We start from the raw sequence: 23,751 nt of genomic DNA on the forward strand, positions 1-23,751 counted from the left end.
ATAATCCTGTCAATAGGAATGATATCCTGTTAATAACAAACAAGAGACAGCAAATCGGGTTAATAATATTGTTTTGCAGTTTTTCCTTGTAAATTGAATACAAAGTGATTGTGGAGATGTTAAAACGAGAAAATGATAGAGAAATAGCCCAATTGCTAAAAGAGTCCTTAGTAGTAGGATTTCGGCAAGTTGGTAAAATAAGATAGCCTAGGCTATCGCTTTATCGTTCGATTTTTTATTATCGGCTTTTGTGTAACGCCTAAATAAGTACTTATAGAATCAAAACTTACACCTAAAAATATCAAAATAAATCCCAGCAAAATAGCAAATATTTGGTTTCTTGTAACCCTACTTCTAAAAAAAGTTAGAGAGAAAGTTGAAAATACTGTAATACAAACTCCTCCAAGAATAATCAATAATTTTGCTGCATTTTCAAATTCCAAATCTTTGGAAATTTGAACTGAAGAAATTATGAAGGCTATAATTGCAGAAAGTAAGCCTAGAAGCTCTATTATTTTATTACGAACCTCTTCTAAACTCTTAAGTGCTTCCCCTTGTTTCTCTTCCATTTTTTTTGAATATTCAAAATAACTTATATTTGTTTTAATCCCTTGATATTCTCCAATTCTAATGGCGTAATCAGGGCTATTTGCAGGTTCTAATTCGATAGCTAATTGTATTAAATTCTTTGCGTCTGCAAATCTCATTAATAAAGCTAAAATTCTAGACTTAGTGCTATAATACTTTGCATATTTTCCGTTATTAATTGCTATAGCTTTATCTATTTCTCGTTCTGCTCTTAACAACAATTGTTGTTGAGCTTCTCCGCCGGATTCAGAAAAATCAGCGACAAGTTCAACAAATAAATGTAGTACGTTAGGAGATGAAGGTAGATCTTCAACTGCCTTTTGAGCGTATTCAACAGCAAGATTTAAATTGCTTTTGGTTCTTACTTTTGATTGATAATATTGGGCGAGGAATGTATTAAACAACTTATATTGACGAAAATCAGAATTAAATTTATCAACGAGATTTCTGTAATGGAAAAATTCTTTTTGTCTCCAAAGCATAACAAGATGCGAATAAAATGCCTTAAAGCGGACTTCAATATCAATAGATTTATCAGAATAAATAGCTTCGAAAACACTTTGAGCATTATTTGTTTGCCTTGATATTTCGCGTATTTTGTATGGAAAGGAAATATCCTCTTCACCTGGAATACTTTTATAGTATCGAATCAATTCATCTACCTTTACATTTTTGCTAACCTTCATCGGTTCTAGGGATTTATAAACTTTATTCCGTCATGGTTTCTGATTGATGGAATTCCATTAAAATTTAATGCATCTTCTACTCTGGTAGCGAAAACAGAACTCATTAAACTTGTTGCTACATTTTGCGGGAGCCAAGCGACTTGCATCGTTTCATTGGAAGGTATTGGCAATCCGGAGATATATTTGCACTTAAAAACTAATGCAACAATACCAAGCGTAATGTTTTTATAAATCCCTGTTAGTTTATCAATTTGTACTAATATTCCAGTCTCTTCGATTATTTCTCTTTTTAATCCCGCATCAATTGCCTCTGATATCTCTAGAATACCTCCAGGTATCTGCCATTGTCCGTTATCACTTCTTTGAATAACAAGTATTTCACCTAACTTATTTACTACAACGCCTGCAACACTTACTGAATGTTTTGGAGAACACATTATACAAATACTTTTATTGCGAAAATGTCATCTGATTTTTTAAATTTCGTCGTATGGTTATCCATATCTTCTAAATTTCTTATATCTTCTACAACTCTATTTAAAGGAGTATTAAATATTCCTTTCCAACTATACAAATTATACATATTTACTGCTCGCGCAAAACCATCGGTACATAAAAGAATCTCAGCATTTTCAAAGATTGGAATTTCTTCCTCCGAAACTTGTTCATATGCCTCTCCTTCAATTGTTCCTATTAAGTATCCTCCTACTTTGTTCATGGTCGAACGTCGTGTTTTTAATAGGTCTAATTGATTTATCTGACTAGAAGTGGTAAAAATCCTTTTTTCTATACTATTCGATAGGAAGTTCTCGTCCGTAATAACTCTTATCTTATTTTTTGTTTTAATGATAACATAACAATCTCCTAAGACAACATATTTTAACTTCTCTTTTTCTACTTTAGCGAAAGCTAGCGCATAACTTGGCCGTTCATAATCTAATATATTAAGTGGAATCTTATCTTTATATGCCTTCGACTTTAATGAATTACTTGCAGCCTTCAACAGGTCTATAATTGATTCAAATTTTGTTGAGTTAAGTGCAATGAATTGGTTTAAATTATTAACTACCCAGAATGCGTCTGATGTTGCACTAAAATATTGATGCTTTTGAAGTCCAGTGGCACCATCTAAAACCCATACAAAATTTTTTGTATAACCACCCGCATCTTCCATTACTTTTCCGTCTCCATGCGCGTTTACTAGTTCTAATAATTTCATCACTCGGCTTTCCATAATTTAATATTAAATAATTTCACTCGTACAAATTTATACTGCTAAATTCACCTTGATATTTGATAATTCCTCTACTGTAGCTTAATACGAAAATTAATAATAAAAACAAAATATAATTTAAATTTTAAGTTGTTTAAACATATATTTAAACCGCTTTATTCAAGCACTGTCTATGTATGTTTTAATAATGGAAACTTCCATAAGATCAACATTTTAACGTACAATGACCTGGGTTGATTGAGTAGATTTTATAGCCTAACTTCCATTCTTATCATCTTTGAGCCAATAAATATTGATATTCAGCTCATTTTTTTCTTACTTCTGAGCCGAATAAGTAGTATATTCGGCTCATGATCTATAATTGGCAACAACCGGATTGGCTTAATTTTAAGTATGACTTGGCTGACATTGAAGATGCTCTCTTCAATTTTGCCGAGCAAATAGGCCATGTCAGCGGCATCTTAAAAGCAATGCCGGATGATATCCAAATGGAAGCCGTTATTGATATAATGGTTGCTGAAGTGATTAAAACATCAGAAATTGAGGGCGAGTACCTGAGTCGTCAAGATGTTGTTTCATCCATTCGTAATAATCTTGGACTTAATCAGACCCATGACCCTGTCAAAGATAAAAGGGCACAAGGGGCTGGTGAATTAATGGCAGATGTCCGTAGAACCTTTGCTGAAGCCATGACAGAAGAAAAGCTCTTCCAATGGCACAAGATGCTTTTAAAAGAAAACAGACGAATTAATGTCGGCGTGTGGCGTAGCCATCAAGACCCTATGCAAGTTGTTTCAGGTGCGCTAGGCAAAGAAAAAATCCATTTTGAAGCTCCGCCCTCCTCTCGTGTACCGGACGAAATGACAAAATTCATTCAATGGTTCAATGACACTGCTCCGGGAGGTATCAAAGAAATCAAGAAAGCTCCTGTAAGGTCTGCGATTGCGCATTTATACTTTGAAACGATCCACCCCTTTGAAGATGGCAATGGCAGGATTGGACGTGCCATTGCCGAAAAAGCTTTGTCACAAACCATTGGGCGTCCTGTATTGCTGAGTCTTTCAAGAACCATAGAGGCAGATAAGAAGTCTTATTATAATGCTTTGGAACGCGCACAAAAAAGCAACGAGATCACGCTTTGGATTAAATATTTTGTCGACGTCATTCTGAAGTCTCAGGAACAGGCAATCAGCCTGGTCGACTTCGTTTTGAAAAAATCAAAGTTCTTTGACCGGTTTAAAGGTGTCCTAAACGAACGGCAGATAAAGGTTGTAAGGCGGATGCTTGATGCGGGAGTAGAAGGTTTTGCAGGAGGTATGAGTGCCAAAAAATACATGTCCATAACAAAAGCCTCCAAAGCAACTGCTACAAGGGACTTGCAACATCTTCTAGAATTGGAAGTGTTAATTCTAGAAGGTGGCGGTCGTAGCACTCATTATATTCTAAATATTTAGAGTTCCACTTCTGATGTGTTTCCGACGCCAATTGTTAGTTTTAAACTATAGCCCTTCATTCTATGATCCGGCCAACTGTCCTTATAAAACAAAATTTGCTTATTGCCGATCTGTAATTCTTTGCTCTTACCCATATAGAGGGCATCCACTATCGTTTTTGGTATGTCTTGGTTCATGGCAAATCGATAAAGCAAGTTAGCACAACTAACCATTTTGTTATGTGCGCTATCAGCTTTAGCTGGATCATTTACATTTAAAACAAGTTTAAGTCGCACGGCAGCATGCGAATTACCTTCTATGTAGTAAGCGATGTTATTCGCCAATAGATCATCGTCAATCTCAAAATAAGTGGAGCTAGCCGCACATTCGTCGTCGAAGCTCGGTTGATAATGACCTGTTTTGATCCCTTCTGTTACAAGCACCTCTTTTGCTTTGTATGGAGACCACCCCATTTCAATAGGAACGATAGGTGGGTTCTTCTCAGTTTTCTTTAATTGTTTAAAAAATTCAATTGTACAACGCAAGTCTTCTTTACTTTCAATGTTTTTTAAGAAAATGTATCTTTTCCAGCGATGCAAATCTTCCTTATTAAAAGCGAAATGGCGTAAGGTATACCATTTTGCTAACCGTAATAAACTTGGATTTAAAACGTTGCTAAGGCCAATAAACGCGCTTTCGCGTGCTTCATAAAGAGATAACAAATACACTAGGGGAAGAAATAAGAAAGACAGAGCGCCAGGTATAAAGAAATCGTTCAGTGTTCCTTTGCTAGCAAAAGTTTTGAAATCCGTGGTAATCCTGTAGATCGTGAAACTAATGGTATATAGTCCTACTAATATAAGAATCCAATTTAGCAGTTTCTTTACTGAAATGTGTTCTGGCTTTCTCTCTGCCATTGCAATCATGCCTCCAATCAGCACCGCAGAAGGTATTAAAATAAATTCAGCAATAAAGCTAAAAGTATAAACTCCGGTTATGAACTGGAGTATTGCAGTTAAGCTAAGGATATCTAATGCTGTTTTCTTAAAAAAATTGACTTGGTTATGTTTTGTTATATCATTAAGCGAAACCAAACCAACAGTAAGAAACCACAGAATAGTGTTCTTAATTTGGCTGCTATCCCACAACTCTATGCGGTATAAAAGAAAGACAACAATTGCGGTGTACGCTGCCATAATTCCATAGATAATACTAAGCTTAGGCTGGAAAGCCGCTTTAAACAGTCCAGGAACATCTTTCCGTGTTTCCGGACGCATCATAACCAAAGCTATAAATATCCCGATCCAAATAAGTCCCGCAAGTTCCCTATTATTTATTTCCATGCTAGTGTCAGTTCAATATCGAAGCTCTACAACAAAAATCAGTAGCAATTCTTTCTTTGGCAACATATACTAATCTAATCCCCGCTATTATCTAATGGGGGTATGGTTGGGGTACCCACTATAACATAAAGCTTGATAATCTAAGGAAATTTCAATACTTAAGGTAATAAAATGGAATCCTGCTCGAGGAGCCAAAACTCTCATTATCCAGCATTATTTGTTCTTAATAACCTTGTAAAAACCTACATTTTACAAGGCTTTCAGCGTATTCTTCATTTAGGAATATATACCCAGATTATCCCACATAAACGCAAGTTGGGGGTATCTTGGGGGTATATTTTCAATGTTACATATTCCTGTACCCCCACCTTCCGCAAAGCCCTTCAATTACCACTAAAAAAAGGAGAGTAAGCATGCCGCTTTCAGACATGCAATGCCGCACGGCCAAACCTAAAGAGAAACCCTACAAATTATCTGATATGGAAGGCTTATACCTTCAAATTATGCCTTCATCCGCCAAGTACTGGCGACTTAAGTATCGTATTCACGGTAAAGAGAAACTTATATCATTAGGTGTTTATCCCAAAATATCCCTTGCAGAAGCCAGAAAGCAAAAGGACAGTATTAAAGAAGAGCTAAAGAACGGGCTAAACCCTGCCTTAGTTCGTTTGGAGAAAAAGCAAACAGCTACGTTTAACCATAATCAGACATTTGAACTGATCGCCAAGGAATGGCATGCCAAAAACGTTCCGCAATGGCACCCTCGCTATGCCCAAACGGTTATGCACCGGCTAGAGAAATATGCATTCTTGGAAATTGGCTGTTATCCTATTCATTTATTAAAGCCAGTCATTATTCTGGCTTGCCTACAAAAAATAGAAAAAACAGCGCCGGAAATGGCAAGACGTATCAAACAGCTTTGTAGTCATGTCTTTAAATATGCTATTGCTACCAACCGCATTGAAACAGATGTTACTTATGGCTTAGAAAACGCTTTAAAGAAGTATAAGAAAGGTCACTTTGCCTCCATTGAGGTTGACGAATTGCCCGATCTTGTAAGAACGCTTCATAATCATAAGGCAAGGCTTTATCGCCAAACCTATCTGGCAATTAAATTAATGCTTCTAACATTCGTCCGGACAAGCGAACTAATAGAGGCAAAATGGTCAGAAATTAACTTTGAACAAGCAATATGGGCAATACCAGCCGAGCGGATGAAAATGCGGCTGCCTCATCTTGTGCCCCTTTCCCGCCAATCGTTAGCCATTTTAGAAGAACTTAAAGAAATGAATGGAAAGCGCGATCACGTTTTTCCGAGCATCCCTCGCCCAAGAAAACCAATGAGCAAAGGAACAATCCTAGTGGCTTTAAAACGCATGGGTTATAGCAAGCGCATGACTGGACATGGCTTTCGGTCATTAGCGTTAGGCGTCCTAAAAGAAAAATTAGGGTATTCTCATGAAATCGCAGATAGACAATTGGCGCATTCTCCGAAGAGTTCGACTGATCGGGCATATGACCGGGCTAAATTCCTTACGCAACGCATAGCCATGATGCAACAGTATTCGGACTACCTGGATTCCTTATAATTAGTTACACGTAATCGCTATTACTTACAGATCATAGTCTGAGTAGCTTCAATCTGCTTTAACTCACCAAGACAATGCATTGCCCAGCTAATGGGTAATATTGCTCTATGAATTAAAGAAGCTTTATAATGCGATTTCGCAGAGTTTAAAAAGGTGTTTCCCTAGTTAAAGTCTGGTATCATCTGGTAGCTGAGCTCGTTGCGTCTATCATTTTTAGTTATATATTTGCCTATATACATGGATACCCTTATAAGCTATGTCGTTAGAATAGCAGTACTCTTTTGGCAATTCAATGGCGATAACATTAATAGTGTCTAATCATAATTTAAAATAATCAGGTTTTTATAGATAAAAATGACTAAGGATGAAGCTTTAAACGATATCGAAAATTTGATTGATCGGTTCTCTGATCAATTCTCATCCTATAAGAAAAATGACTATAATGAGACTTTGACAAGGCGAGATTTTATCGATCCTTTTTTTAGGGCTTTAGGATGGGATATTGATAACAGAAATGGATATGCAGAGGCTTACCGTGAAGTTATTCATGAGGATAGAATAAAGATAGGAACTGCAACCAAAGCACCCGATTATTCCTTTCGGTTACCAGGCGGTAAGCGGCTTTTCTTTGTCGAGGCTAAGAAACCAAGCGTATTGGTCAGAGATGAGACGCAACCAGCGTATCAGGTAAGGCGCTATGGTTGGAGTGCAAAGATGCCAATTAGTATTATTACGGATTTTGAAGAGTTCGCTATATATGATTGCAGCAAAAAGCCTAACCCAAATGACAAAGCCTCTGTAGCTCGTATTAAGTATCTTACTTACAAAGACTATACAAGTAACTTTGATTTTATCTGGAATACTTTTTCTAAAGAAAGGGTATTAAAAGGTAGTTTTGATCAATTTATCGGCAGCGATACAAACAAAAAGGGTACCTCTACGGTGGATAAGGAGTTTCTCCAATCATTGGATGATTGGAGAACAAGAATAGCAATCGATATATGTAAGAATAATCGAAATTTAACTGAAGAAGAAATCAACTTCATTGTCCAGCAAACAATCGATAGAATAATTTTCTTGCGGATTGCAGAGGATCGAAGTGTAGAGCCATACGGAAACCTCAAACTAAGCATAAAGAGCGGCGAATATTACAATAACCTGTTTCGGTTGTTTCAAGTTGCAGATGATAAATATAACTCTGGAATATTCGACTTAAGTAAGGATCAGCTCAGCAAATCAATTAAAATTGATAATAAAGTAATCAAATCAGTTATTAATCAGCTTTATTATCCAGAATGCCCTTACGAATTTTCCGTTTTACCTGTCGAAATTCTAGGTAGTGCCTATGAACAATTCCTTGGAAAACAAATAAAGGTTGATGCCAATCGAAAGGTAAAAATTGAGGAGAAGCCAGAGGTCAGGAAAGCTGGTGGCGTGTATTATACTCCTCAATATATTGTTGATTACATTGTCCAGCGGACTATCGGTAGGCTAATAGAAGGTAAAAAACCCGCGGAAGTAAGTAAAATCAAAATAGTAGACCCAGCGTGCGGAAGCGGAAGCTTTTTGATTGGGGCTTACCAGTATTTGCTCGACTGGCACAAGAATTTTTATAACAGCAACGGAAAAACTTTAAAAGGTAAAAAAAATAGTTCCCTTACTTTAGATGGCAATCTGACTACCTCAGAGAAGAAACGAATTTTAATAAATAATATTTATGGTGTAGACCTTGATGTAAACGCCGTTGAAGTTACAAAGCTCAGCTTATTGTTAAAATGCATGGAAGGGGAAACTGAGGCTAGCATCGCTACCCAGCTTAGTCTTTTTAATGATAGAGTTTTACCTACATTAGATAGTAATATAACAAGTGGCAATAGTTTGATTGATACTGATTTTTATGATCTTGATCTTGATCTAGGCTTTGAAAAACAGATTAAGCCATTCAATTGGAAAAGAGTATTTCCGGCTGTTTTTGCCAATGGCGGCTTTGATGCTGTTATCGGTAATCCTCCTTATGGTGCAGAACTAAGCAAGGAAGTTCAAAAATATTGCTTAGATAAATTTCCTATTGGGAATACTGATACGGCAGCATTATTTATGATCCAGGCTAAGCACCTGTTAAAATCAAAAGGCTTTACTGGATACATTATTCCCAAATCTTTCACCTTTGCTTCAAACTGGCTAAAAACTAGAAACGAGCTTTTGGACGATATTTCTCTCATCGTTGATTGTTCGAAGGTATGGAAAGAAGTAAAGCTAGAAATGTCAATTTATATTAGTCAGAAAGATACAAAGCAAAAAGATTTTGTATCTGCTATACGTGCCGGACAAAAAATTATAGAGATTGGTAGCATTGATAAAAAGCTATGCTCTCAATTTAACTTTATTGTGAATGGGGTCAGTGATTCTGAAATTGAAATCGGGAACAAGATGTTCCATTCACCGGAACGTTTAAATAGCTTTTTATCTAATAGAAGAGGTGGAATGCTTCAAAAGCATTTGTCTGAAGAAGGAGAACTTAAAGTTATTGGTGGAAAACAGGTACAGCGTTATTTTATTTCTGATAAGGTAGAAAACCGGATAAAAAAATCTAAACTAATAGAGGCTAACAGTTATATAGAAGAAAATTCAATTCTGGTTCAAAATATCGTCTCTCATATACAAAATCCTCTTCCACGGATTCAGATCACAGCTACAACTGTCGATGCGGAAATATCTCAATGCCACGTAATACTTGATACCGTCAACCAACTGGTAAACAAGTCATCACTCTCTAACAAATACCTTTTAGGCGTCCTGAATTCAAAACCGATTAGTTGGTACACGTACCGTTTTGTTTTTGCAAACGCAATTCGCACGATGCATTTTGATAGTAGCACAACGGAGAAAATCCCTTTCCCTAATGTTGATTTGAATAACAAGACACAAAAGTGTAAGCATGACGAAATAGTAAATTGTGTAGATCAGATTTTACAGTTAAAACAGAAATTAAAGACTTGCACGGTTCCATCTACAGTAAATCTATTAATTGGAAAAGTTGAACATCTGGAAAATAAAATAAATTTAGTTGTAGCGGAGCTGTTTGGGTTATCAAAAGAAGAATTTGAAATCATAGAGTGAGCCATATGCCAAAAATAACTCGTATTACAGAACAACAAGGTAATAAAGAGCGCATTAGTGTCTATATTGATAATACCTTTTGTACAGGAATTAGAAAAAGGACTTTCCAAGATATGGGTCTCAAGCTAGGAGACGAAATCAGTTGTGAAAGACTTAAAGAAATGGAAAATCATTTTTGGAAAGAAAAATATGGCACGGCTTCCTGGGATAGAGAAAAAGTAAGATTAGAAAAAGTGAAACAGCTTATTGAGGGAATTAACTCTAGGATAGATGTTCAAGTGGTAGGATTTGGTGCGGACAGCAATGAAATTATTCGGGAACATCCCGAAGAAAAAGGAAAACCTGATTTACGGATAGCCCATAAAAGTAATGTTACGAACGCCGTTATGAGAGCAGAAGTTACCGGAACGGAACGTCTAAGAGGTACAGGCTATTGGGTTAGACCAGATAAGCTTGAATATGCAGAAAATCACCCTGAAGAAGATGTATGGATTATTTTACATTATTCAGAACCAGAAGAAAAATTCGTCTTCATAAAACCAGCGCCGGGTAAAATTTACGAACGGCATAATATAGATATTAGAGGCGCTGGCGAAATTATGTGCATATTTAGCGATAATGATGAAGAAGTAAAATCAACTGAACATTTTACCTCGTATTTAAACGATAAGTTCAAATAACGGTAAAAACTGACGTAGATAGCTAATCTGAATTGTTGTCAAGATATTGGAGCAAGGTAATGACCGCATCTAGATATATTTGCCGGGATCAGCATAGCAGCTTACTAATAACTCACCGTAATAAACCGCCCGAGTACGGTTAAAATCAGCCTTGGTTTCGGCGGTTGTTGGACTTCATACCGGTTTACGATTTCTACTTGCTCAAGTGTCGGACATGACCTGAATCATGACGTTGAAGTCTAATTCCATTCAGGAATATATAAAAATCCGGTTCAAGTGGACTTTCTTTTTAAGAACTCTTTAAGCCAGCGGGTAGCCGCACCGGCAGGTGTTTTGGAATAGTAACTATCTCCTTGAAACTCATCTTCAAATTGTTCTTTGCGGCGTACCTTCACGGCTCTTTCCATTAACTTGTATAGGCTTTTTGTAAGGTAAACATGATGTCTGCAAAGCGCAAAACTACGCTCTGTCCACACATAGTCCATTTCCCTGATTCGCTTGGGCTGGTTTTCGTGTATTAGGTCTACTATAAACTTGAGGTGGCTCAATTGTTCGACCTGATAATCCACTAAAAATTGAAGCTCAAGCGGGTATTCTCTTCCAGATAATTCGTCATAGAAAGATTCACTGGTAAAAAATTTATCGGGCAAACCGAAATTCATAGAGTCAGTACTTAAAATTTCAAGAACCCTATTCCATTTTCTAAATTCTACCTCATCAAGATGTATGTCCCTTCGTTCCTTTTTACGATAAATAGTCATTAATTTTCTAACAATTCGCCAGACCCATTTTCGCTTTCTCATGAACCGTTTTTGATTTCTCATACTTAAAGTTATAATATGCCAAATTAGCAGCGCTAACAAGATATGGTAGTAAATAATATTGGCAACCGTTATTAACACCCTCTATCAAACCATGAGCTTGCCAAGTAGTTAGTAAGCAAAGAATTAAGCTTATTCTAGTTGATGAATAATAATTATTAGGTACGTATCACTAAGCCATAGTTGCTTATTCAAAGTTCCTTACTATTTATAACCCCAAAAACTTTTAAGCATCTTCTCGATTCGTGAAGCAAGCCAAATGCGGATATCAGCAAAGAAACTTGCTCCTAAGCCTAATGCTGATAGTGCAGCTAATACTGCCTTGACCCAAATATTCTCAGCAAAGAAGGCCGCACTGAATGCTAGTCCCCCAATCGTCAAAGCAAAAATTGTATAAGTAATTATTTTAGTTATTAACCTTACTCGAGCTATGAAGCGCGATGCAAATTGTTCAGTTATAAATCGTTGCTCAGGATTTAACAATCCCTTTGCCTCAAAAGCAGCACGAATTGCTCTTAAGGAAACGATATTCAAGAAATCTGATTCAAAGTAAGGGAAAGGGTTACGCCAAAGATAAGCGAACATTTTATTTAGCCTAGTCTCGTCAAACTGGATTTGTTGAGTCACAATTTGAAATACTACAGAGATCTGATGATAATCCTCACGTGCATTGTAGTTGCCAGCCAATAAATTCTCGAAAGTTTTATTTGTTAATCGCTGGGATTCATCTAGACTGGGACGGCAAAGAAGAACCTGTCTTATCCAATTATTATCTAGTTGGAACTTACTTGCTGTACAAACTAAGGCAAACAACAAATAGTCATTATGTATCCATTCGGATTCAGGCCTAAATTGACGGGTAATAAGCCTGTGATACAAAGCCGTTGCGGAGGTAACATCGTTTTGTCGTACATATAATAATAAATTACACACAACATTATCGGTGTCTGATGGATTAAGGGTTGGAGCTGATAATCCTTGAATATCGTTTAAAAAGTTGATAAAAAAATTGGTGAGCAGATTAGCCCGTAATGGTATCCAATAAGTAGACAAAGCATCTAGAGAAACCATTTTTTTTGCCTTAATTGAGTACTAGCAACTATTGAGTTCCAACCTGGTATTGCTCGTAGTTCTTTCAGCTGCCTAGTAAGCATGTTAGCATATAGGATGGTCGCTGGAGCATAGCTTGGATTGAAAGACCGAAAAGATAAGCGACTAAACTTGAAAACTTGTTGTACAATGTACTGTAAGTCCAAAAATGTAGACTGTTCGTGGATACGTACTAATATGGGTGTAGGAGAACCATGACGTGCCGTACGTACCTCCTGACTACCTAATAAATGGACTAAGCATTCACGCGTTCCTAATGGCAAAGCATAACCTCGGCTAGGTACATTAGTCCCTTTTCCATTATTACCGCGCTGGTGCTCGTCATATAATATATATGGATGGCGTTCAACTAAAGTGACAAAGGCAAAACGAATGTTATATTGCGGATATTCAGCAACAAGGCGACTAACTACGTCCGCTTCCATATTTTTAATTGGCTTAAAAATATGGAATATGAGTCGGATACGATCACCGTCATTCCAACTATATTCATTAGAAAGACGATCTAACGCCGACTTGAGATTTCGTAATAATTCATCAAAATATTCTTCGTATGCTACGTTCTGTGTTCGACTATTTGCGAGATACTTTCCATCAGCTGAAAAAAAAGTACTAATTCCAACGTAACGCGCCTGAGTTGCACCCGCATATTGACTTTTTCGTAATATTGTACTGCCTATTCCAATTACTAATTCCCGATCTACACTTTGATCGCCAGGAATCGTCCAGGGAGTGCCACCAAGTTTAGCATATATTTGCAACGCAATACCGTCAATTGTATATGTAGGTGATCTTACTGTTTCGGGCTTAATAGATTGTACAGAAGTACCCTGCATATAAAGCATTGCTTTGGCTCTAAAGTATGGATTTTCTATATTTGACAAACGCCGAAAACTATCTGACGTTTCAATGATCGCTAAATCAAAAGCAGCATCTTGCCTAGCTAGTCCTCGTTCAATCGCTTTTAAGTATTCTTCAACAGAATAATTGGTGAGTTCCTCAATATGATAGGACATGCTAGTTAAACGATATTTGCCGATCATGCCACTAGGAAACCATTGATGTCCGGGGATACCGTCGCGCAAGTCGGCTAGAAATTTGGTAAAATCACCTGCGTTCTGACGATGGAAAATGACTAGAATACGAGGAGAATTTTCTGCAAATCCGGCCGAGCGGCTATAAGGTCCGTACATATTAAGGCCGATTGAAGGCTTCGAATGAACTCTAGTTTTACTTAAATCGAATATTAGATTAGTTTCTGGTAACGAAAAACTAGCAGGTGAACTTACAGAATTATCCTGGATAATACGAAATCCGAAGGAATCGTAATTACGATAGTTCAACTTACTGAGCCATTGAGCCATCGTCTCAATTTCAGCCATTGTTACAGAAAGCTTCAGCTTCTGCGTTTCCTGATCTTTGATGCTTCTTATTACACGTTCTGCCTGAGACTCACCAATTACCCAAGTAAGGAATGCATTTATATTTTCTCTAGAATTATGAAGATGTAACTCCTTTAGTGAATAATTCTTCAATCCATCATTAGTATCAATTAACGCTTCTTCACCTTTTACTTGATGTATTCTGCCAAGTAGAGAAATTTCGGGTGCTACTACTCCATCAGCGTAATCAGGTGATAGCGTTCCCGTAACTTCCCTATTAGTTAAATCAAAACTAACTTCGAATAGCTCTTTACAATTGCGGCTTAAATCCCATTTGTATCTATGATTTATAAGTGCTCCAAATACTAAACGTTCATTTGAATCCACGTGATCGCGGAATTGCACCTCCGTGATTCGTTTAAATGTCAGAACTCCACGTAGATTATTTGGAACATGCCGCCAAGCCAAATCCAATTCTGAACGCATGGCTGCAAAGCGAAACGGATAGAATTCAGGACGTAACGTAGGTTGCGCATCTTTCACTGCGCGAAAAAATACATGCTTAATTAATGAGCTTACAACTTGGGGATGCTCTTGAATACGCAAACGAACAGTCTGGCCTAGCGTCTCTGCATTTGACGTACCTGGTGAGATATAGATAAAATCACCACGTCGGAAAAACGAGTGAGTAGCATTATGAGCCTGTCTTAGTTGTGATAATAGACCTTCTCGGAAGGGAATTCGTTGAACATCAAATTCTTCAAAGTCAAAAGTAATAGGATAAAAGTTGGATTTCATATAGTAAATCTGCTCCAATATCACTTAGGTTGTCAATGATATGGTGTAAGGTATATACGCCGAGTGCCTTGATGTGTTATATAGTTAAGTAAACGAATAGAATTTAATCGTTAAACGAATGTTATAATTTTTCAAGTTCCGATAACGGCATCCAAGGCATCATCGGTATGTTTTATCGTAAAGTTAGATTGATACCCTAACGTCGTTGTTATAGATGAATGGCGATATAACTTCTGCAAAATTTGAATGCTAATTTTATCTCCAGCAATCTGAGCAAAGGTGTGCCGCGCCAAGTGCATCGTCAGCTTCTTATCCGTCTGAATGGCTGATGCAACATGATTACGCAGGAATTTATCAATACGGCTTGTTGTGAAAGCAATTGTGCGCTGTAAGGCAAATTTGTCATTCAGATTGTCTAATTTCTTTAATTCAGGGAAGATAAAATCGTCCTTATGCCGCTTTTCATCTGCATACTGCGCCATTATTGCCAAGGCTCTTTCATGGGTTTTCAATGATCCTGCTTTAGTGTTCTTACCCATGCTGTAGTGTAGGCGGTCATTTTGGAAATCCGCCCATTTAAGCCGTAGAACGTCTGAAACGCGCATTCCAGCGAAGTAATAAGAAAACAGCCACATATTACGGGCATGGTTATGAAGTGGGTTATCTAGTTTAACTTCCTCCAGCCGTTTTAATTCATCTGATGATAAGCCGATTTTCACCGTATCTGGAAACTTGATCTGAATTCTTTCTGAGCCGAAGGGGGAATTTTTACGCTCGACAATTTGCTCCCGGATAGCCTTACTAAATACAGAACGGATCGCTGCTAGGTGGTTGACAATTGTTCGTTCGCTTATCTGGTATTTTCCCCGCAGATACACCTTAAAGCGTTCCAGAAGGGCAACGGTTATATCTGAGAACGCCAAGTCTTGGTTACCAACAAATTCTCTAAAGTGCTTGATACGCGGCTTATCCGCCGTATACTGATTATATTTCCCGGAAGCTTTCAGGTTATCAAGATAAGCCTGCGCTTGGACAAAAAACGTCAATCCTTGGGCTGGCTTTACCCGTTGCTTGACAGCTTGGCTTGATACATTGGTTTTCAGTGTTTCAAGCTCAAGAGTTTTGTCATTGGCTTCCGCTAATTTTTTCAGTAGAAGATTATTAAAACGAGTAGCATTTGGATGAGATTTTTTAACCCGCTGTTTTGCGTCATCCCAATCATCTTCATTTAAATGGTAGCCTAAATGGATAAAGGATGATTTTCTATCTTTGGTAATGCGCAGACAAAGCGGGAATTTGCCTTCCTTATTCGGCTTCTTACGGAGAACTAATTTTACGGTGGACATAGAATTGGTACAACATTGGTACAACAATTTACGATTTTATTTGATATTTGTTGAATCCAAATAAATAAAAAATGCTGTTTTTCAGCACTTTAAAGGTGTATTGCACCATATAAAACCAATATCTTAAGGATTGAAAATCCTTGTGTCGTTGGTTCGGTTCCAATCATCACCACGAAAAAGCCCCGGATTTTTCCGGGGCTTTTTTTATGCTTGCATGTTTTTATGAGAGAGTTAAAAATTATTCATAAAACGCCGTCTAAAGAATTTATTTGCCTGACTTCTTCATTTTAAGCAAGTTGCGATCAATCAAACTCTACTTTTAATTTCAAAACAAGTCATATATTTTAAAATACTTAAATCTCAGTAAAATTTAACTTTATATATGTATAATAATATATATTCTGGTTCTTAATTTGTATATGGTTTTCTATATATTTTAATTAGGAATGCAGCACTCTTATTTTATAATTTTTAGCATAACAACTCTTATTGTTCTTGTTCCATTAATCACCTTTGTTAATATACGTATTTACATAAAAACAAAGCGACTACTTAAATCTTTGCAAAAAGAGAGAGCTTTGCTATTGAAAAATATGGAAGAGATAGATTCTGTAGAGAAAAGATTAGCCATCATAAAAGAAGAAATTTCCTTAAATGAAGAAAGGTTAATCTCGCTCGAAAGAGGATTAGTGGGTATACCCCTTAAAGCGGCACTACTAATTTTTAAACCAAGCGATAACTAAATAATTGCTCTCCAGGTTGGATGAAGTAGTTATATTTAAATTATTGTAGACTTATGAGGTACAAATATTTTAAAGAAGAAATAAACTAAAGATAGTAGTTCAACATTAATTTTATACAGGTTAAACGCACTTGAGGGAGCTAAATTGATCATTTATTATTTCTGTTTATAAAATATAGATGAATAAAGATATCAAAAATATATTTAGCAACTTAGTCGATTATCGCCGGGAGTGCGCGTTGAAATTACCTTTGTTGGAGGATATAATAGCTACCTATGGGGAACAGAAAAAGGAGTTTTTAAGTACTTTTTTGTTTTTGCCTCACGGCATTCCTTCGCACGACACCATTACGCAAGTGTTTCGCTATTTGTACATGGACCAGTTTTCGGTCTGTCTCTACTGCCATTCTAGCCAGCTACTAGATTTCTAGCAGGGAAACCAGTTCAGTATCGATGGCAAAGTACTCCGGGCGATGGCCAAGCGGGGCCAGAAAAAGAGTGGCATCTGCCTAGTTATCGCCTGGGCTTGTGAATAAAGCTTAGTACTGAGGCAGATCAAAACGGATGCTAAAAGCAACGAGAAGACAGTGATACCAGCCTTACTAGTAAGTCAAACGCTGGTCTGCATCGATGCGATTGCTAATAATTCACTAGTAGCGGAGCAGATTATAGATAAGGACGGGACTATTTGCAGTCCTTGAAAAAGAACCAAAAGCAGGTCTATGAGCAAGTAGCTGATTCTATGAAAGCCCGTACCAGCTTATTATGTTCCGACACGAATCTAACTTTTGGTAATGGGCGCATTGAAACCGTACCTGCTATGTGCTTCAGGAATTGACTTTATTAGAGGAATTACAAGCTTGGAAAGGCATCCAGTCCGCAGTAATGATTCATGCTAAGCGAGAGTTTGCCTATATAATACAAGAAGAATATCGTTTTTACCTAAGCAGTAAAAAAGAGACACCCGCCTATTTTAATGCGCACGTCAGAGCACATTGGCGTATTACACAGGCATCTGGATGTAAGACTTTGAGGAAGACAATAGTAGGACCAGAACGGGTAATAGCGCCAAAAACCATAACACCTTGCGCAAAATAGCTCTACAACTTCTACTGTCGGCTTCCCGTTTTTTGAACTGGTTAAAAGTATAAACTTTGTTTAAATTGATAATAGTTGTTCCAGTTGTTTTTTTGAGCAAACCTAATTGGAGTGAGTCCACCTAAAGCATCATGCGGTCTTTTATAGTTGTAGTCCTCTAACCAATGAGAAGTAATTTCCCTCACTTCGTTTAGGCTTTCAAATAAATAAGCATCCAGTATATTTCGGCGGAAGGTACCATTAAAGCGTTCTACAAAGGCGTTTTGGGTGGGCTTGCCGGGTTGAATGAAGATAAACTCTATTCCTTGCATTTGGCTCCATTCGGCCATGAGCGTGGCTACGAACTCGGGCCCATTCTCCATCCGGATGCATTTTGGTTTTTCCCTTCGTTTTATTAAATGGTTGAGTAGCCAAACTACCCGGTTGCTCTTCAAGGAGAAATCCACTTCAATGTGCAGCGCTTCCCGATTATAATCATCCAGTACGTGGAAGGAGCGAAACTTTCTCCCGTTCATTAGCGCGTCACTCATAAAATCAATCGACCAGGTATGATTTAGTTGCTCGGGTACCTGTAATGGCTGCTGGATGCGGGCCGGTAGACGTTTTTTCGCTTTGCGCCGTAGGTTTAAACCCAGAGCGGTGTAGATGCGGTGAACCCGTTTATGATTCCACGGCTGTCCTTCTTGGCGCAACCGGCCAAAAGCTTTCCAGAATCCTTCTCGGGGGTGCTGCTCGGCTTTTTCCCGTAAAGCCCGCTCTACCGGCTGGTCCTCTTTATGTGACTGATAGTAGTAAACCGACTTGCTTAAACTTAATACCCGGCACGCCCTGCTAATACCGGTTTGAGGCAACTTAAATACCTCCTGCACGATCTGCCGCTTCTGGCAGGGCTTTAGAGCTTTTTTCAGACCCGCAGACGTGCCTCAGCATCGGGTCCATCTCTTTTGCCAGCTTTAAATCCAAAGCCAGTTCGGCATACATGGCTTTTAGACGACGATTCTCTTCTTCTAAGTCTTTGAGCCGCTTCAGCTCGGTCGCATCCATACCGTTGTAGCGTTGCCGCCATTTGTAAAAAGCCGCCTGGCTCACGCCATGCTCCCGGCTAATATCAGCGGCACTTTTGCCTTCCTCAAACTCCTTGAGGATTTTGGCAATTTGTTGGGGAGTGAAGGTTTTCCTTTTCATAAATACTGTTCTAAGTTAAGATATTTTCTCTTCCGAAACAGTTCTATTTGCGGGGAAGCTGACACGACAGCAGATGCCAGACAAACACAGCATCAAAGAACGACGAAAAAAGGCGGGCTGAACCGGGGCCTACTTACTCCAAATTCTTAATAAGGAACTTAGCAAGTGCGTTTAACCTGTTAATTTTAGAGTATATCCTAATTTCCTATTTAAGTATTAAACTTCTTTATGAGTTAACCTCTTTTTGCTTTTTCCCAAAGCACAGATTGTGATCCTTTTAAAAATCGGGCAAATCCCAAGTAAACGGCATAATTCATAACTAGAAAGTAATAAGGCACAAAGAAAGCTTTTACTTTCAACTGGCGGGTTTCACATATACGACCTATCATAGCCGCCGTATAAAAGAATATTTGCAAAGCTAATCCTAATTGGAAAAATACCGTGTTGCTTGAAAGGGCTAGACTAATATTGCTAACCAAGAGTAAAAGTAAAGCAAGCGGAGCCAGGGTCCATCTCAAAACCCGGTGAGAAATGTACTGGAAACTCAATAACCCATATTTAGGTACATTTAAAAGAGAACTTAGTCGTACAACCGCTTGAATGCCGCCCGCCGCAATTCGTATTTTTCTTTTTAGTTCTTCACCTACTGAGGCCGATGGCCCTTCTAATGCATAAGCTTCGGGCTCGTAACGTACTTGGTAACCTTTCTGAGCTATTCGTAGTGTCATGTAAAAATCTTCAATAAGCGTATCGTGCGGCACTGGCTCAAAAAGTTTTCTTCGGATTGAAAATAATTCACCGGCAGCTCCCACCACCGTATAAAGCTCGGAATCCCATTTTTTTAAAGCAGATTCGTATTTCCAGTACATGCCCTCACCGGCACCATGGGCTGCATCTTTCTCCTTCGCTACTATTCTTTTTTCGCCGGCAACTGCTCCTACTTTTTCATTCTGGTAATGTCTAACCAATTTTAATATTGCTTCTGTATTGAGCATGGTATTAGCATCGGTAAATACAATAATGTCGGTAGTAACAAAAGGTATTGCCCTTTCTACGGCAGCAATTTTCCCTTTTCTTTCGGGTTGATGTAGTAAAGTAACATTTGGGTATCTTTTTACTAAATCGGGTGTCTGGTCAAAGGAGCCATCTGTTACTACTAACAGCTTAAGCTTTTCTGGTGGGTATTGTAAGGAAAAGGTATTGTTAATTTTTTCAGTTATATAATCTTCTTCGTTATAAGCGGCTACTACCACGGTTACTTCTGGCAGCATTTCTTCTGAGTCCGAAAATTTAGGGGCAGCTGGTTTAAATGCTCTTTTGGCTTTAACTAAACCAAACAGAACTAAACCATATCCTAAATAAGAATAAAATAAAATACCTAAACTTAGCCAAAAGCAAGCAATGAAAAAGGTTAGCATGAACTTAGAAAAATTAAATCTTTTTGTTATATTCAACTAAAGATAGAAGTAGAAAATTTATCAATTTTAATATTAAACAATATGACTTATTTTATTTAAAAAAGTTATATGATAATCCTGTAAGATTACAAAAAAACTATTCCTATTAATTAAGACAAAAAGGTTTTAAGAAAAAATAATTGACCTTTAAAATAATGATTCAAGTCGTAAATTTTAGTTTAAGGCACGTAGGATTAAAATTGCTTTTCCAAACATTTAAATACTATGCTATTTTGTTAATGTCATATTAAATTAATTATAATACATTTGTTTAATCCATTAATTTTAGTATTTTAACAATACCTACTTTAGATGTTTATTGATGTTGTCTTTATTTTAAGCACCGGGCGGTTTTCGAAAACAATACAATTAATTACTTAGAATATTTACTAGTGTAACTACTCTAAGCGCCGGTTAATTTTAATTTGCTTCCAGTGCCTAAATCATGAAAATATTTTTTCACCTTTTTACTATTGCCAACCAGTTTTTAAGTTTTGCTCAATCAGCGGAAAGAATAAGATTTACATCTATTATTTACGCTGAAGAAACCAGTCAGGACTATTCGCCTTGATTAAAGGATCATTTGCAACATTTAATATCAAATAGTTGGTTGCTGATTAACTTAAAATACTTGGAGGTCACGCTTAAACTTGAAAAAAGAAGTAAAATCAAAAGATTATCTTTTTATGACCACGAAGGTGTGTTTACCACTAATCTTGCCGAAGTCTATGCGCTCAATTACCTACATAAGATATTTTTAGGCTTATTTAAAGGAGAAGCTTACTTTAAGTAAATTTAAATGCTGTAGGAGGTTAAGCTTAATGATTCTGAAGTGTTTCTTGTTTTTTGGAAATAGATAACTTAATTAAGGCTTTTAGCTCATTCAATCCTATATAGTAAGCTTCCCAGAAATTAAAACGCATGTAATGCTTTTGCATGGCATTATAGCCTATTATTACGGCAAAGAGGGTAGGAAATAAAGTGGAAATGGTAATGCCATATACGTTACCAAAGATTAAAATTCCTACATAGTCTGCCACCAGATTAATTACCAACATTATCAATACTTTTCTAAAATTTATATCAGGCTTGTTTATCACGTCAAGACCTATAGCAAAGAATCTATCGGCTGGGAAAAGTAATGCAAAGGTCATAAATAAACGAAAAACATTGCTTGCTTCTGTTCCAACGTATTTTCCGCCACCAATTAAACTTATAGCTAAATCAGAAAAAGCGAAAGCTCCTAATAATACCGGAATCAGAGGTAGAGTAATCATGCCAATATACTTTTGCATAGTATAAATCACTTCTGTTTTTTCGCCCCGGTTATACGCTGACGACATAGATGGCATAGCTGTAGCAATAAAGCTGCGTAAAGGAATTTCCACAATTTCCATTAACCGCTGGCCTAGACTATAAATTGCCAGAGCGGCTGGACCCAGCATAAAGTTAATTATAAAAGTGTCGGTGATTCTAAACAAACTAGCACTGATAAAAGTACCCACCGTGAACTTGCCGAAGTGAACGATTTCTTTAACACAGGCAGTACTACTTTTATGAAAGAACTGAATTTTGGTCCAACCAGCAAACAGGGCTATTAAACTGGCAGATAGAATGGCTAATAAATTAGCATAAGCTATGTTTTGCAACGTTGCTTGATTTATTAAAAACAAAACCAACAAGAAAAACAAAAACAAACCATTATTAGAAACCCGCAGGTAAAGGAGCCGGTCGAAGCGTAATTCGCCTTGTGCAATACATATAGCTACTAAGCTGGGCAGACTAAATAGTAAATTTATGGTTAGGTATTTAATAAAAAGTACAATGGCCTTATCTTGAACATAACTAATAACTAAAAGCATTGGGATATTCAACAAAATAAAGAAGCCGGAGATAGAAACTGCTAAAAACCAGGTGGAGCCAATTACTTCTTCGGCCCGAGCTTTAGTTGCACCGGCATAGAACTTTATAAAGGCAGTATTTAAAATTCCGTGCCGGAAAGTATCGATAAATAAAGTTGCTGTTTGGTAGAATATCCAAATTCCATTATCCGCAATGGGCAAAGACCGATAGAGCAAGGCTACCGTAACCATGTTTATCACGGACATACTTCCATTACCCAGTAACGATAAGAAATGCATATTACCGAGTTTTTTCAGGAGACCTTGCATAAAAATTATTTATTTGGAAGTATAGTTCGTGGACAGGAAATCTAATTTACTCTGGCCAAAACTTATTTAAGTGAATGTGTGTTTTTAGGCCTTTAGTTTAATTTAAAAGATGTTCGCGGCTGGTTTTAGCGTAATAGAGCACCCTGTTTAGGCATACCGGGAAAAATGAAAATCCACGTTAAATTTGAGGTGCCGGTAAAAATGTCTTGCAACAGTAACCAATGGTTGTTCGCTCTCTCGCCAATAATTTCTTTTCATGGTACTAGGTTCGGCTGATGAGTTTTGCTGGTCAAATAAACTTTGAAAATTGTCGTAGAACAAACCTTGACCTTTTTTCTGGATAAAAGACATCATCATTCGGTATTCGGTTACATCGCCTTTCAGACCTTCAGGATAACGGCCAAACTTTTCCAGAAAATTGCTGCGGCGTAGATGGGGATGGTCGCTGTAATAATAAAATTTCTGATAACCCCAGTACCAAGGCCAAGGACTGAAAAGCATTTCAGAAAACCCATTCTTGTACGGTTTCAGAAAAGGATATTTAAAATAAGCGTAAAAGCGAACCATATCCAGTTCTTTTTTTTCTGCCATAAAGCTTAAAGCATTTTGGAGAGAACGATTAAAAATGGGCTTAGGCACGAAATCTTCTTGTATGTACAAGGTATAAGGAGTGTTAACGGCATCTTGCCCCTTATTAATGTTATGGCCTAACCCTTGGTTTTTTTCAGTAGTGATAAGCCGGAAAGGAAGAATAGCTTGTAAATCTTTTAGCTTGGTTAAATGTTCAATCTTACTGCCATCATCGGAAACAACAATGTCCTGAAAAGAACAGTTTTGTTCTTTAAAGGTGCGCAGTAATCTCTCGAGAGAGTGGCTCCGGTTATAATGAGTAATCAGTAAAGTAATTCCTTCAAAAAAATAAGTTGTAGGTGCCATACTGGACAAATTCAATTAATTGTGGTAGAAGG

At 37.3% G+C, this 23,751-nt stretch carries 18 protein-coding genes and 1 pseudogene; 7 read left to right on the forward strand and 12 right to left on the reverse strand.

The genetic code is table 11. From position 1 onward, the window contains the following. Nucleotides 1-212: 212 nt before the first annotated feature. The 3 genes from AHMF7605_RS25710 to AHMF7605_RS25720 are packed head-to-tail and all read right to left on the reverse strand — an operon-like array spanning nucleotide 213 to nucleotide 2,508. On the reverse strand, nucleotides 213-1,274 hold the full coding sequence (locus AHMF7605_RS25710) for a tetratricopeptide repeat protein (RefSeq protein WP_106932814.1): 1,062 nt from the start codon (nucleotides 1,272-1,274) through the stop codon (nucleotides 213-215). A gap of 5 nt (nucleotides 1,275-1,279) precedes the next feature. Beyond that, on the reverse strand, nucleotides 1,280-1,711 hold the full coding sequence (locus tag AHMF7605_RS25715; protein WP_106932815.1) for an NUDIX hydrolase: 432 nt from the start codon (nucleotides 1,709-1,711) through the stop codon (nucleotides 1,280-1,282). Then, nucleotides 1,711-2,508, reverse strand: coding sequence for a protein phosphatase 2C domain-containing protein (locus tag AHMF7605_RS25720; RefSeq protein WP_106932816.1), 798 nt, complete (start codon nucleotides 2,506-2,508; stop codon nucleotides 1,711-1,713). Before AHMF7605_RS25720 ends, AHMF7605_RS25715 begins: the two co-directional genes overlap by 1 nt. A gap of 350 nt (nucleotides 2,509-2,858) precedes the next feature. Between AHMF7605_RS25720 and AHMF7605_RS25725 the strand changes: the two genes are divergently transcribed. Beyond that, the gene (locus AHMF7605_RS25725) at nucleotides 2,859-3,962 is read left to right on the forward strand and encodes a Fic family protein (protein ID WP_106932817.1); all 1,104 of its coding nucleotides are present in this window, start codon (nucleotides 2,859-2,861) and stop codon (nucleotides 3,960-3,962) included. On the opposite strand, the gene AHMF7605_RS25730 is transcribed toward AHMF7605_RS25725, so the two are convergent. Then, nucleotides 3,959-5,284, reverse strand: a complete 1,326-nt coding sequence (locus tag AHMF7605_RS25730) for a hypothetical protein (protein WP_106932818.1) — start codon at nucleotides 5,282-5,284, stop codon at nucleotides 3,959-3,961. The genes AHMF7605_RS25725 and AHMF7605_RS25730 overlap by 4 nt on opposite strands. Before the next feature lie 413 nt (nucleotides 5,285-5,697). On the opposite strand from AHMF7605_RS25730, the gene AHMF7605_RS25735 reads away from it, so the two are divergent. The 3 genes from AHMF7605_RS25735 to AHMF7605_RS25745 all read left to right on the forward strand — a co-directional run bounded on the left by AHMF7605_RS25735 (nucleotide 5,698) and on the right by AHMF7605_RS25745 (nucleotide 10,673). Continuing rightward, complete coding sequence (locus AHMF7605_RS25735; RefSeq protein ID WP_106932819.1) at nucleotides 5,698-6,873, forward strand: tyrosine-type recombinase/integrase; 1,176 nt, start codon at nucleotides 5,698-5,700, stop codon at nucleotides 6,871-6,873. A gap of 354 nt (nucleotides 6,874-7,227) precedes the next feature. Further along, on the forward strand, nucleotides 7,228-9,993 hold the full coding sequence (locus AHMF7605_RS25740; RefSeq protein ID WP_106932820.1) for an Eco57I restriction-modification methylase domain-containing protein: 2,766 nt from the start codon (nucleotides 7,228-7,230) through the stop codon (nucleotides 9,991-9,993). Nucleotides 9,994-9,998: 5 nt separating this feature from the next. After that, nucleotides 9,999-10,673: a hypothetical protein gene (locus AHMF7605_RS25745; RefSeq protein ID WP_106932821.1), complete on the forward strand. Its 675-nt coding sequence runs from the start codon at nucleotides 9,999-10,001 to the stop codon at nucleotides 10,671-10,673. A gap of 272 nt (nucleotides 10,674-10,945) precedes the next feature. Here the strand turns inward: AHMF7605_RS25745 and AHMF7605_RS25750 are convergent, their stop codons facing one another. The 4 genes from AHMF7605_RS25750 to AHMF7605_RS25765 form a co-directional block, all read right to left on the reverse strand. Continuing rightward, nucleotides 10,946-11,497: a hypothetical protein gene (locus AHMF7605_RS25750; protein WP_146153674.1), complete on the reverse strand. Its 552-nt coding sequence runs from the start codon at nucleotides 11,495-11,497 to the stop codon at nucleotides 10,946-10,948. Nucleotides 11,498-11,698: 201 nt separating this feature from the next. Further along, entirely contained in the window at nucleotides 11,699-12,565 is an 867-nt protein-coding gene (locus AHMF7605_RS25755) for a hypothetical protein (protein ID WP_106932823.1), read from the reverse strand. Further along, nucleotides 12,553-14,784 (reverse strand): Piwi domain-containing protein, encoded by a 2,232-nt coding sequence (locus AHMF7605_RS25760; protein ID WP_106932824.1) that lies wholly within the window; start codon nucleotides 14,782-14,784, stop codon nucleotides 12,553-12,555. The genes AHMF7605_RS25755 and AHMF7605_RS25760 overlap by 13 nt, the downstream gene beginning before the upstream one ends. Nucleotides 14,785-14,915: 131 nt before the next feature. Then, on the reverse strand, nucleotides 14,916-16,130 hold the full coding sequence (locus tag AHMF7605_RS25765; protein ID WP_106932825.1) for a site-specific integrase: 1,215 nt from the start codon (nucleotides 16,128-16,130) through the stop codon (nucleotides 14,916-14,918). Between the two features lie 446 nt (nucleotides 16,131-16,576). Between AHMF7605_RS25765 and AHMF7605_RS25770 the strand changes: the two genes are divergently transcribed. Together AHMF7605_RS25770 and AHMF7605_RS25775 are read left to right on the forward strand one after the other, a co-directional pair. After that, entirely contained in the window at nucleotides 16,577-16,873 is a 297-nt protein-coding gene (locus AHMF7605_RS25770) for a hypothetical protein (protein WP_106932826.1), read from the forward strand. Between the two features lie 178 nt (nucleotides 16,874-17,051). Continuing rightward, on the forward strand, nucleotides 17,052-17,303 hold the full coding sequence (locus AHMF7605_RS25775) for a transposase family protein (RefSeq protein ID WP_106932827.1): 252 nt from the start codon (nucleotides 17,052-17,054) through the stop codon (nucleotides 17,301-17,303). Nucleotides 17,304-18,011: 708 nt separating this feature from the next. Here AHMF7605_RS25775 and AHMF7605_RS25785 read toward each other — a convergent pair. Both AHMF7605_RS25785 and AHMF7605_RS25790 read right to left on the reverse strand, forming a co-directional pair. Beyond that, a pseudogene (locus tag AHMF7605_RS25785) lies at nucleotides 18,012-19,155 on the reverse strand (IS3 family transposase). 233 nt (nucleotides 19,156-19,388) lie between these two features. After that, entirely contained in the window at nucleotides 19,389-20,573 is a 1,185-nt protein-coding gene (locus AHMF7605_RS25790) for a glycosyltransferase family 2 protein (RefSeq protein ID WP_106932829.1), read from the reverse strand. A 484-nt stretch (nucleotides 20,574-21,057) separates the two neighbouring features. On the opposite strand from AHMF7605_RS25790, the gene AHMF7605_RS30865 reads away from it, so the two are divergent. Next, nucleotides 21,058-21,183 carry a hypothetical protein gene (locus AHMF7605_RS30865; protein WP_262512370.1) on the forward strand — a complete coding sequence of 42 codons (126 nt, stop codon included), beginning with the start codon at nucleotides 21,058-21,060 and terminating at the stop codon, nucleotides 21,181-21,183. A 247-nt stretch (nucleotides 21,184-21,430) separates the two neighbouring features. On the opposite strand, the gene AHMF7605_RS25795 is transcribed toward AHMF7605_RS30865, so the two are convergent. Both AHMF7605_RS25795 and AHMF7605_RS25800 read right to left on the reverse strand, forming a co-directional pair. Next, nucleotides 21,431-22,783 (reverse strand): lipopolysaccharide biosynthesis protein, encoded by a 1,353-nt coding sequence (locus AHMF7605_RS25795; protein WP_106932830.1) that lies wholly within the window; start codon nucleotides 22,781-22,783, stop codon nucleotides 21,431-21,433. Between the two features lie 147 nt (nucleotides 22,784-22,930). Beyond that, nucleotides 22,931-23,719 (reverse strand): glycosyltransferase family A protein, encoded by a 789-nt coding sequence (locus tag AHMF7605_RS25800; protein WP_106932831.1) that lies wholly within the window; start codon nucleotides 23,717-23,719, stop codon nucleotides 22,931-22,933. Nucleotides 23,720-23,751 lie beyond the last annotated feature (32 nt).

Origin of the sequence: Adhaeribacter arboris, from assembly GCF_003023845.1 — a bacterium.
GTDB classification, from domain to species: Bacteria; Bacteroidota; Bacteroidia; order Cytophagales; family Hymenobacteraceae; genus Adhaeribacter; species Adhaeribacter arboris.